Here is a 10,658-nt window from a genome sequence, read left to right on the forward strand (position 1 = left end):
AATTATTCCTTTTGAAAATCATTTACTATTGTAAAAATTAAAGCCACGGTTGCAGAAGCAGTAGCCTTAGAAATAGTGTATTTTTTACTCTTTTCTGCAGCTAAATGTACCGAGTTTCTAAATCGTCTAATTGCTGAAGCCAAATTACTGATCTCTTCTTTTAAAAAACCTTTTTTTTGACATATTTCAATTAGTTCTTCAAATCTTTTATTCTTCACATTTTCATTTTTATTATCTAGGAATAATCTTAGCAATTCCTCTATCACTCCACCAGCCAAAATTACAGCTGGTTTATTAAAATCATTTCTGGCTAAAAAATAGGCTTGTTCAACGTCTCTAAAAATAATTTCTCTTCTAAATTGGCTTTTAACAAAGTTAATATTTTTCCCAAATACACGCTTGCTTATTCCAAAGTCTTTTTTTATTCCATCCCAATAATTCTTATTTTCGGCTTGTTTCTTTTTTCTTGAAGATCGGGCATGCAGCCATGAAGAGCTCTCGGGTTGTGGGCCATCTTCACAATACCAACCTTCACTATAATCTAGATATTCTGAAGGACAATCAAGCCGATCAGTTATTGCTACTCGAAAGGAAATAGCATCTAAGTCTTTGTAACGCGCTGGGCTAAAATCAGAAACCCTACCTTCCCAACAGCCTTCTATCTTTCGAGTTTCACGATTTCTTTTTATAAATACCGTATTGGTATTGGCTACTAATTTCCCCTCATTCATAGGGTGACGGAACATTGATTTAGTAAAAAACGCTCTGTTATCTGGTAGCTGATCCCAATGACCCCGCCAATTTGTTACCATTATGTATTTCATATTGGCCCCTTCTTAAAATTAATCTTAATATAAATTAAGGCAACCTCCTATTCTAGAGAATCGCCTTATGTTTTAGTATTCAAACCCCCATTCCCCACCTCTTTGTGCTGGGAATTATTATACTACCATTCTAAGCAATATTAAGCTTTTTTCTTAGAAATTTATGTTAGATTTTGCCATTTATTGCGTCTATTACATTAAAGGTAGATAAACAATTTTCTTGACCTTTTTTACATTTCGTAGTACAATCGAAAAAGAATCGAAAGTAGAGACTAGATATGCTTACAAAACGCAAAAAACAAATATTAGACTTCCTGAAAGACTATATAAATAAACATCGCTATTCGCCCTCCCTAGAAGAAATAAAAAAACATTTCCGATTATCTTCTGTAGCCACGATTCATTACCATATACGCCAATTACAAGAGATGGGGTATTTAGACAAAATGAATAACCATCCTAGAACAATAGATGTCTCAATGGAACAAAAGTTAATACGAATTCCGATTCTTGGTACTATTGCGGCCGGGCAACCCATTGAGGTAATTGAAAACAAAGAAAGCATCGCCATCCCCCAAAGCAAAATTAATTCTAACGATGAATATTTTGCATTACGAGTAATTGGAAATAGCATGATAGATGAAAATATAAATGAAGGGGATATTATCTTAGTAAGAAGACAATCAGTAGCTGAAAATGGACAAAAGATAGTTGCGCTTATTGATAATTATAAAGCGACTCTAAAAAAATTCTATAAAGAAAGAGGACATATTAGACTTCAGCCTGCAAATAAATTCCTTGAGCCAATTATTATAGATAAGAAGAGCGAATTTGTTATACAAGGCGCAGTAGTTGATGTTATAAAGAATACTGCCTCCGAACCCCTAACTATTACACCTCCAATTAAAGATAAGCCCAAAAAACATGATAAATTGCCCTTAAACAAAATTATTTGTGGGGATGCCCTTGAAGAGATTAGAAAGATTCCGGATGAATCCTGTCATGTTATTATTGCTGATCCTCCTTATAATATTGGTAAAGATTTCGGCAATAACCTAGATAAAAGAGATTTGGGAGAATATATTGCATGGTGTAAAACTTGGATTAATGAATGCGCCAGAATAATGAAACCCCGCGCTACAATGTTTATCTATGGATTCAGCGAAATCTTAGCTTATTTATCTGTTGAGATTCCCCTAAACCGGAGATGGCTAATTTGGCATTATACTAATAAAAACGTGGCCTCTCTCCAATTCTGGCAAAGGAGCCATGAAGCAATTATCTCTTGCTGGAAAGATGATCCTGTTTTCAATAGGGATGATGTACGAGAACCTTATACTGAAGGATTCTTAAATGGAGCGGCTGGCAAAGTTAGGGCAGGAACCGCAGGACGATTTAGCCGAAATGGAAAAGAAACTATTTATAAAGCGCATGAAGCGGGAGCGTTGCCTAGAGATGTTATTAAAATCCCTGCATTAGCCGGAGGCGCTGGCATGACCGAACGATGGTTTTTATGCAAAACCTGTGATAACGTTTTTAAGCCAGATGCCCTTAAGAAACATATTAACCATGATATAATAAAACACCCAACACAAAAACCTTTGGAGCTCTCGGGAAAGCTAATTAAGTCATCGATACCTAAGAATGGCGGCATAGTATTGGCTCCTTTTGCCGGGGTAGGCTCGGAATGCGTAGCAGCTAAACAACTTGGACTAGCTTACATCGGAATTGAGCTTAATCCTGAGTATATTAGGATTGCAAATAAAAGGTTGGATAGTATTGAAGTGCAGGATACCCTCAAATTATTCTAATCGTAAAGCGCCTTCTCTTCTTCAAAAATTGTTGGCGTAAAAACTGTAAAACCATTTTTTAGAATCTTGATCTTCCCTGTATCTAACCAATCAGCCTTAAACTCACTATAAGCCTTTTTAAACCCACCCTTCTTTTTATTAGGATCTAGAAGCATGTCAAAATTTGGAACTTTGTAGACGATTTTAATAAATTTTCCATAAAGTTGCTTTTTGGGCTTCTTTTCCGCCCTTACCTCTCTGCTAAAAGTCTCTTTTTTAACCTGGTAATTCAACTTTTTCCCTTTATAAGTAACTCTAAAGTCAGCTCCTTGATGATCTAATTCTGAAGACATCTCTACAGATTTTTCTCCAAAAACCGCTTCGGCTACGTAACCAGCATGAATTTGAGTAATAATACTCGCCCAAGTACGGTAAATCCTCGCAGGCAGACCTTTATAAAAACAGGTTTTGCACATTTGGGTCTTATTACGAAACAATTCTAGATTCTTACGGTATAGTTTCCTATATTCTTCATAGAACTGCTCGTAAGAGATAACCTTTCTTTTATCCCAATATATCTTATAAAGCAAATCTAATGCCTGGATTTCTCTAGGTAAATCCATTTCAACTATTTTAATGGGCATGAATTTCTTACGATAGTTGCCCAAATCAACAATCTCTAAAAACTTTTCAAATTGCTCGTTGTCCATTTTAGCCATATTTTCTCACTATAATAATTCTTTTACAGAAACATTAAGCGCTTTTGCAAGCTTAGCGATATTCTTAAGCGCAACGTTTCTTTTCCCGCATTCAATCTGTCCAATATATGTCCGGTGTAAATCGGCTAATTCCGCAAGTTTCTCTTGGGAGAGATTCTTCTTGAGGCGATATTTACGCACCTTAGCACCAAATTGTTCTAGAATTAATGCCATATTCATCTTTCCTTTATTGACAATATTATATAATTATGTTATATTTAAGTCTACAGAATCCGAGTAACATTATTATAAACAAAAAATGTTCCCTCCCCTAAAATTTTCGCCAGTTTTTTGAAAAGATAGCGCCAGGCGGGGCGCGGGGTGGGGGCCGCGCCCCGCCCAAGCATTTTCTGAAGCACTGAACGCAAGAGGCGGGGCAAAGCGCCGTCCGTATAGTTTTAGCTTGTATCAGGCGCTGCGGCCGAGCTTCTTCCTAAAAAAATTTTGTTTTTAAGGGCTAAATTGAGCTAAAGCGAGGACGCACGCCGCGACCCTGGATTTTTTTATTGTTGTAGCGACGAGCCACGCCGAACACGCACTGCATTACCACGAAGCGAGCGGCCCAGCGAGCGCCATTGCCCGCTCAATGTGGGAGCGCCCCCCCAGGGCGCGGTGCATTTAAGCTGTTTCCTTAGAGGCCGGCTTTACCCCGGTATTAGAAAACAAAAACGGCAAGAGGCGGGGCAGAGTTTAGATATAGCAGCTGAGGTTCTTTCCGGGAAAATTTTGTTTGCAGGGCGCGGGGATAAGGAGATGTTTCAGGGCTTTACCCCGGGATGCACCTTGCCCAAAAGGATGGGCAAGTGCCCGGCTTTCTGCCGGGAGTTTCTCAGGGACGAAAATGCTTTCGATCTATCGGATACAAGGACCCCATTTCTAAATGGGGTCCCATAAGTTCCCCTGTGCGAACACCTAGATTGCTATAATACTTTTTACCTGAACCGGCTAACGGAACCCCGTCGCACGAGGAAGTTTCTCTTTTCTTATAAGCTTTTGTTCCAAACTTGCCACTAATCTCTTCTAAAGCTTTATTATTATAACACTCATCGGCTATTTTTTGTAACGTTTTATTCCATATTTCAGCATTTTGACCTCTACTAAAAGGACGACCGAATAACCCGATCTTGAGCTTGCCAATCCCTTTTTTCTTGTCAGCGATTTCGCAGATAACCGAATTAATTATTCTTGGTAAAATTGCCTGAATACGCTCCCTATTATTTTTATTCATCATATAAAAATCTTCAAATAACTGTAATGTCATAATGTAGTCATGAGCTGTCCCGGCCTGTACCTTTTCTGCTTGAATTTCTGATTTCAGTCTGTTTTCTTCTAAAACTAGCTCAGACTCATCTTGATTTAAAGTCCCTAGTTTCTCCTTAACCATATCGATTCCTGCCAGCCCTTTATCTGTGAGTATATCCACTAAATTTGCAATTTTTGTACGAATATCTTTTAGGCTTGCCTGAACTCTATCCAAATCTTCTTCCAAAATTCCTATTGTTGATGCAGTTGCCTGGTTTGCTTTTTTTACGATTTCGGCGATATTCTCCGGATCTAAATGTAAATTCCGCAGCACCTCGATGATTGCATCGTCTACAGCATCTGCAGCCAAAAGATTAACTTCTCCACAATCAATACCATTAGTCTTAAATGCTTTCATGCACATATAATAGGGATAATATTTACCGCCTTTACCGGTAGCCGGCCTTGTAATCATGGTCGACCCGCAATTACTACATTTAAGCAGGCTTTTGGTAAGGTAAACGTAATTACGATTTGAGCCATTGGGACCGTGATTGGTTGTTCTGTTTCTTTTTAAGACCGCTTGGATTGTTTTATGAACATCCTCACTCCTTATGGGTTCCCAGTTCCCGGTATAAATCTGACCATTGTGCTCCTGCTTTGCAATATAGCGAATATTCTGAAGAATACGCGATACTTGAGGTTTTGAATATGTTTTCCCATGTTTAGATTTATAACCTTTTTGGTGCAAAATATCAACAACCTTACCTGCACTTTTCACTCTCAGGTATAATTGATCAATAAATTCAACATGCTTTCTATAAACAGGATCGGGCACATAGGTAGTCTTACCATTAATATCTTTATTTGTTCGATAACCTAATGGTGGCGGACCTATTGGCCGGCCCTGATTAAGATGTCTTATAACAGTTTCTAAACTATATTGCGATATCCGTTCTGCTTGCCATTGGGCAAGATTAGCGTGATTACGCATAATCATCTGCCCGTCAGGCGTTGATGTATCTATATCAAGATCTAGACAGACAAGCGCAACCTCATTCTCGTTAAATTCAGCTGAAATATCTATATAGTCTCTTGTGTTTCTTGCTATACGATCCAGTTTTGTTACTACAACAACATCAATAAGCCTTAATTTAGCAAGTTCAAGGGCTTTAGCTAATCCTCTTCTGCCTTCACGCTTTGTTGCAGTGCGCCCTTTTCTCTGTCCGTCCGGGCCTTCGTTTTCTACGAATATATCGATAAGCTCCCATTTTTGAGGCGCATGCAGACTTGATTTAGACTTCACCCAATTCTTAAGGACTTCTTTCTGATGATCTAATGATTCGCCTATCTTCTGCGCCTGCTTGTCTGTTGAAACGCGGGCAATGCCAAAAACACGGACAACCTTTGCATCCTTAAAGCTATAAACAGTTGTAACTCTTCTCCAAGATATCTTTTCAGCCATAACCTCCCCTACTTTCGTTTGGGTAACATTATAGCATTTATTCTATTCATTGCAATCTTTTTTATTTCCATAAATATCTCTGCTGGTTTCCCGACATGACTCTGCCCAAAGCAATCCAAAGATTTCATTAAAATCTCTTATCCTGTCTTCGTCTGATAATTGCGTATAGGGATTACTTGGATTAACATACAGTTCAGGAGCAGAGCTGGCGTCACAGATTTCAATCTTAAAAGACCGAATCACTTTTCCAGCATGTTTTTTTTGTTTTATCTTATCAGACTTATCCACAGAATTCACAGCCTCATTTCTTTACTACTATTTCTTTAATATTTTCTTTAAAAGCTTTACAGGGGTTAGTTGACCCCCAAAAATAGGGGCTAATTCACCCCTTATGTGGGGGTAATTTGGCCCCTTCGATATTACGAGTTTTCCACAGCTGCCAGGTTGTGTGATTCGGATTTAAAGCAAGTCTGTTTTTACGGCCATCCTTGCTTTTGATAATGACCTTGGACTGAATAAGCAGATTGATCGTTCTTCTGACATTGCGCTTGTTGAGATTTGTCTCTTTTGCGATATAGCCGTAACTAAGAAGCTTGTTTTCTTTATGCCAGCCGCTGGTCATCCGGATTACAAAAATAATAACCCGGATCTCTGTGCCATTGAAAGGCGACCTGTAAATAGCGCGCAAAACATTATTAGAGATCTTTGTGTAGCCCCCAATATTCTGAAATAAAGTTTCTGTCATAGTAAAAGGCAACAAAAAAGGGGCTGGCATTCCTGAGAGTTTCCTCAGAAACACCAGCCCCTTGGTTCTTCAATAGGACTGTCTTACATTACTACCGAATTGTCAGATCCTGCTTCTTAAAAAATTATACACTATACTTCGATATTGTCAAGATTTTTTAGGAACAAGTCTAACAAGTTTAAATGCAGAAATCTTTTTATAATAAATTACTCGGCGTTAAATGAATCTTTCCTCCGGATTCTCCGTATCTCTTCCTTAAAGGGTGCAACATCTACGGCTTTCTCTTCTTTGATTAATACCGGGACTCCATCTTCAAAGTTTATTTTGATAGAGCCAAAAAAGCGCCCCTTAACCAATGAATCCAAATAATTATTTAATTTCTCCATTTATTTAGCCAAATCCTTCATAACCTCTTCTTCTGCTTTATATTAACCAATGTGCGGTTTTGCTACATAACGTTGTAATTCCGCACATTTTATGGTATACTTTAAGTAGAAATAAGTCAGAAAAAGGTTTAAGTCGATAATAGCAAACCATTCGAAAGAATGGGGCGCAAAGCTATAGAGCCTAACTTCCGGGGGATACCCGGGATAAGGCAGTCAGTTGCCGAAGTTAAACTTTTTTTCTTTTGTGCCCCATTCTTCTGAAAAGAGAAGCAGAATGGGGCGTTTTTGTCTTTAGTATCAGAAGGAGCTCTAATGAAACCTAAGTATGGAGTACTCATAGTCGATGATGATACGGCGCTTGCCCAGGATGCCAAGGAAAACCTTGAGCATGCAACAGAGGTTGATCTTGAGGTGGATATCTGTCCTGACAGCACCCAGGTAATCCCCTGCCTGAGCAAGAAAAGCAAACACTATGACGTAGTGCTCTTAGATATCAAAATGCCTAAATTAACCGGCGCAGAAGTTCTCCAGCTCATCAAAAAGAAATTCCCCGATATCCATGTTATTATCATTTCAGCTTACATGGATGAATACAACCAAGATGAATTCATCCGCCTGGGCGCTTATCATGTGTTTCAAAAACCATGCGACTTTCACAAAGTAAAAGAATTTATTAAACGCGCAATCGATGACATTGAAATAACCACTGTAAGAGTAAAGGGCCTTGACCTAAGAAGAGCTCTGTACCAGGTCTCTAAAGAAATTATCTTTAAAGCATTAAGGCGCAATGACTGGCACGTGGAGAAAACCTCAAAGGATCTTAATATCACGCGCTGGTGCCTGGACCGCTGGATGAAGAAACTCTATATCAAAAAACCGGCTCTTTAAAACTTTTGATATAGTATAACATGGGTTTTTGGTTTAAACTGATTTCGAGGAAAAACAGCAAAAATGCCTATGTGCGAAAATGCTACAAAGAAAGCGCTTTTTGAGCGAAAACGCACATTGCCTATGTTTAACGAGTTTGAGTTATGTAGCACTTTCGCACATTTTGATTTTTTAAAAAAAGATTAAAAATTATCTTGACAGGTTTTTAAAACCAGAGGTGAACCATGGAAGAGATTGATTTCAATAACATTAAACTGGACGATACCGATAAGAAGACTTTTGACGAGATAGAAAGGCTAACTGAGGCTAACAGTATAGGCGAAGCGCTAAGGTGTATTAACCACGCTGTAAACGGATATCTGCACAGGGCACTATTGGCGCTCGAGAATCTTCAGAATGGGATTTTGGATACTGAGGAAAAGCGTAAGGAAGCCTTTACGAAAGTCATTCAGAATTCTCTTAAGGCGTCACTTGCGGCCAAAGAACTAAGAAAGTTCTACAATCTCTAAGTTGATTATAGCTTGATAAAACATATATAAAAAGCAGTCCCGGAAGAGATTAATCCTCCGGGACTTTTACCGGATGTTGGCACCGGTCTCCCTCCGTGGCTGGTGGGAGTTTTATTCTATATGATCGCCGCTCTATTTACTAACTTATCAAGTTCATTAATATCCGGGGGTTTATTGACATAGTGGAAAATGTTTAAGGTTTTCGTTTTCTGTTCTACTTCCTTATCAAATGGATCAGCGCTCATCATTATGACTGTTAATTCCTGATTGAACTCCCGTATTTTTTGCAAAAGCTCCATTCCATTCATTTCCGGCATCCTTCTGTCAAGCAACATGATTTTAAAAGCTCCTTCTTTTATCATCGTAAGAGCCTGACTTCCAGATGAGACAACTGATACATCATAACCAAGATCATCATAATGGAATCGCATGAACTCTCGAACGCCTTCATTGTCATCAACCACTAAAAGCTTAGTTTTCTTATTCATTTAATTACCTCTTTTAGCTCAAACGCTATATCTGTCTCCCTTCTCTTTATTTTATCCTTGCATTCATATCCAACAATAAGTCTACCACCTCGGCAGCCACGGTGAATATAAAGAAATAAATTGCTCCCACTATAAGTGTAACCAACCCCATCCAACGCGGTGTTTCAGGTGTAGCCATACCAGCAAAGATGATCAAGGCGCTGATCACACCTAATACTAAACCTATCCAAGCTAATGTTTTAAAAACCTTTGGCGCTATTGATAATACTTTGTAATCTCCGTACATTTTACTGCCTCCTTTTCTGGTTAAAGCTTACTTAATAACACTCTCTCTGTTTTATCTATAACAGCTAAGCTCTGCATATTCTGCTCAGAGAAACGAACAGGAGTAATTGCCGGAAGGCTCCGCGCAAGCATTATGGTAGACAGATTATCCCGAGTATTAACGCCACTTGTTACGCTCAGCTCGTTCTTTGCATATTGCAGAGGCCTTTCGACATTTCTCGGCATAAGCAGATCACAGGTATATAACAGACTATCTTTGCTCGTTTCTTCTGCAGGGCTGCTGGAAATTTCTGTCAGCCGGATATCTCTTAAATCTACTCCCCCACTAAAATAATGCCTTGTGGTAATGATCATACCAAAAGGACTGCCGAAGGCTTCGGTTTCGCTGAATGAATACTGACCTTCTTTAATGGATTTAAGGTAGCTTTGGTAAATCTCATTAGGAGTTGAGGCATAATCGGTTTCTGTATCATCGAGTACTTTATAATTCACCGTTTGAAGGAGAGAATTATAGCCTGAACCGAACTTCCCCTTATACCAATGGGCCAAGATTAAAGCGTTATACACATCTCTTAAATCGGCGTAGCCATAGGCTTCATTAATGCGCTTATTCAGCTGTGGTAAGACTAATTCTTCCATAAGCTCTGAGGTAAAATCTTGCAGTTCTTTTTCTCTATTGTTCTTAAAAGTTATTCTCTGCGATATATAAGCCGGTTCAAGTTGTACTCTAAGGCTGCTTTTTGTAATGTAGAGTTGGTTTTGTTTCTCATAAACCTGGGCTAAATTGGGTACAATCCAGAGCCTTGTAACCAAAGGTATCTTATCTGCGGCGCCTAGTTCTTCTGCTTTTTGATATAACCTGCGCCAAAATTCCCTGCCCACTTGAGAGGATTGCGGATTTATGATATTGGCCACATCCTCTTTCAGCCTGTAATCGGCATTAAGCATAATCCTGCCTAAATCAGTGTCAGCCAAGCTCGCATTTATGATCCTGTCCGGCTCGTCAGGATTAAGATTAACCCAAAAAGCATCATCGTGCATGGTTAAAGCGATAAACAGATGCTCTAAGGATTTTTGTGCTGCCTTATTGATATCCACAATGCCTTCAAAATTACCGGCCCTCTTAGCTTTAATGGTCATCCGTAAATGATTAACTCCGCTTGAGGTATCAACCACCATAGAAGTAAGCTGCACTGCGCTTATTGCCTCCTGGTCTGTCTCCCCTTTAGAGACACTGGAAAACAGCGATAGGCCAGTTATTATCATCATAACAATTAT

Annotated in this window: 13 protein-coding genes and 1 riboswitch; of the genes, 3 read left to right on the forward strand and 10 right to left on the reverse strand. The window is 38.9% G+C overall.

The features are described 5' to 3' along the window. Window positions 1–2 precede the first annotated feature (2 nt). Complete coding sequence (locus tag C4533_05065) at window positions 3–824, reverse strand: hypothetical protein (GenBank protein RJP29170.1); 822 nt, start codon at window positions 822–824, stop codon at window positions 3–5. 278 nt (window positions 825–1,102) lie between these two features. Between C4533_05065 and lexA the strand changes: the two genes are divergently transcribed. Then, entirely contained in the window at window positions 1,103–2,635 is a 1,533-nt protein-coding gene (lexA, locus tag C4533_05070) for a transcriptional repressor LexA (protein ID RJP29171.1), read from the forward strand. On the opposite strand, the gene C4533_05075 is transcribed toward lexA, so the two are convergent. The 6 genes from C4533_05075 to C4533_05100 all read right to left on the reverse strand — a co-directional run bounded on the left by C4533_05075 (window position 2,632) and on the right by C4533_05100 (window position 7,210). Next, window positions 2,632–3,333, reverse strand: a complete 702-nt coding sequence (locus C4533_05075) for a TaqI family restriction endonuclease (protein RJP29172.1) — start codon at window positions 3,331–3,333, stop codon at window positions 2,632–2,634. The genes lexA and C4533_05075 overlap by 4 nt on opposite strands. 9 nt (window positions 3,334–3,342) lie before the next feature. Next, window positions 3,343–3,552, reverse strand: coding sequence for an XRE family transcriptional regulator (locus tag C4533_05080; GenBank protein RJP29173.1), 210 nt, complete (start codon window positions 3,550–3,552; stop codon window positions 3,343–3,345). A gap of 649 nt (window positions 3,553–4,201) precedes the next feature. Continuing rightward, complete coding sequence (locus C4533_05085) at window positions 4,202–6,079, reverse strand: hypothetical protein (protein RJP29174.1); 1,878 nt, start codon at window positions 6,077–6,079, stop codon at window positions 4,202–4,204. Window positions 6,080–6,121: 42 nt separating this feature from the next. Beyond that, window positions 6,122–6,376: a hypothetical protein gene (locus C4533_05090; protein RJP29175.1), complete on the reverse strand. Its 255-nt coding sequence runs from the start codon at window positions 6,374–6,376 to the stop codon at window positions 6,122–6,124. A gap of 85 nt (window positions 6,377–6,461) precedes the next feature. After that, complete coding sequence (locus tag C4533_05095; GenBank protein ID RJP29176.1) at window positions 6,462–6,854, reverse strand: hypothetical protein; 393 nt, start codon at window positions 6,852–6,854, stop codon at window positions 6,462–6,464. A 176-nt stretch (window positions 6,855–7,030) separates the two neighbouring features. Beyond that, window positions 7,031–7,210, reverse strand: a complete 180-nt coding sequence (locus C4533_05100; GenBank protein ID RJP29177.1) for a hypothetical protein — start codon at window positions 7,208–7,210, stop codon at window positions 7,031–7,033. A 131-nt stretch (window positions 7,211–7,341) separates the two neighbouring features. Beyond that, a riboswitch (cyclic di-GMP riboswitch) is annotated at window positions 7,342–7,435 on the forward strand. A gap of 87 nt (window positions 7,436–7,522) precedes the next feature. On the opposite strand from C4533_05100, the gene C4533_05105 reads away from it, so the two are divergent. Then, window positions 7,523–8,098 carry a response regulator gene (locus C4533_05105; GenBank protein ID RJP29178.1) on the forward strand — a complete coding sequence of 192 codons (576 nt, stop codon included), beginning with the start codon at window positions 7,523–7,525 and terminating at the stop codon, window positions 8,096–8,098. A 224-nt stretch (window positions 8,099–8,322) separates the two neighbouring features. After that, entirely contained in the window at window positions 8,323–8,607 is a 285-nt protein-coding gene (locus C4533_05110) for a hypothetical protein (GenBank protein RJP29179.1), read from the forward strand. Between the two features lie 116 nt (window positions 8,608–8,723). Here the strand turns inward: C4533_05110 and C4533_05115 are convergent, their stop codons facing one another. From C4533_05115 to C4533_05125, 3 genes are read right to left on the reverse strand one after another with little or no spacing between them, the layout of a single operon-like run. Next, a complete protein-coding gene (locus C4533_05115) occupies window positions 8,724–9,095 on the reverse strand; it encodes a response regulator (GenBank protein RJP29180.1) in 372 nt (123 codons plus the stop codon). 46 nt (window positions 9,096–9,141) lie between these two features. Then, window positions 9,142–9,381, reverse strand: coding sequence for a hypothetical protein (locus C4533_05120; protein RJP29181.1), 240 nt, complete (start codon window positions 9,379–9,381; stop codon window positions 9,142–9,144). A 20-nt stretch (window positions 9,382–9,401) separates the two neighbouring features. Next, window positions 9,402–10,649, reverse strand: coding sequence for a hypothetical protein (locus C4533_05125; protein ID RJP29182.1), 1,248 nt, complete (start codon window positions 10,647–10,649; stop codon window positions 9,402–9,404). Between the last annotated feature and the right edge of the window lie 9 nt (window positions 10,650–10,658).

Source organism: Candidatus Omnitrophota bacterium, from assembly GCA_003598025.1.
Lineage (GTDB): Bacteria > Omnitrophota > Gorgyraeia > Gygaellales > Profunditerraquicolaceae > Profunditerraquicola.

Bases quoted from the DNA above. Each gene is read 5' to 3' on its own strand.
- C4533_05065 (RJP29170.1), bottom strand. From the start codon at position 824: ATGAAATACATAATGGTAACAAATTGGCGGGGTCATTGGGATCAGCTA.
- lexA (RJP29171.1), top strand. From the start codon at position 1,103: ATGCTTACAAAACGCAAAAAACAAATATTAGACTTCCTGAAAGACTAT.
- C4533_05075 (RJP29172.1), bottom strand. From the start codon at position 3,333: ATGGCTAAAATGGACAACGAGCAATTTGAAAAGTTTTTAGAGATTGTT.
- C4533_05080 (RJP29173.1), bottom strand. From the start codon at position 3,552: ATGAATATGGCATTAATTCTAGAACAATTTGGTGCTAAGGTGCGTAAA.
- C4533_05085 (RJP29174.1), bottom strand. From the start codon at position 6,079: ATGGCTGAAAAGATATCTTGGAGAAGAGTTACAACTGTTTATAGCTTT.
- C4533_05095 (RJP29176.1), bottom strand. From the start codon at position 6,854: ATGCCAGCCCCTTTTTTGTTGCCTTTTACTATGACAGAAACTTTATTT.
- C4533_05100 (RJP29177.1), bottom strand. From the start codon at position 7,210: ATGGAGAAATTAAATAATTATTTGGATTCATTGGTTAAGGGGCGCTTT.
- C4533_05105 (RJP29178.1), top strand. From the start codon at position 7,523: ATGAAACCTAAGTATGGAGTACTCATAGTCGATGATGATACGGCGCTT.
- C4533_05110 (RJP29179.1), top strand. From the start codon at position 8,323: ATGGAAGAGATTGATTTCAATAACATTAAACTGGACGATACCGATAAG.
- C4533_05115 (RJP29180.1), bottom strand. From the start codon at position 9,095: ATGAATAAGAAAACTAAGCTTTTAGTGGTTGATGACAATGAAGGCGTT.
- C4533_05120 (RJP29181.1), bottom strand. From the start codon at position 9,381: ATGTACGGAGATTACAAAGTATTATCAATAGCGCCAAAGGTTTTTAAA.
- C4533_05125 (RJP29182.1), bottom strand. From the start codon at position 10,649: ATGATGATAATAACTGGCCTATCGCTGTTTTCCAGTGTCTCTAAAGGG.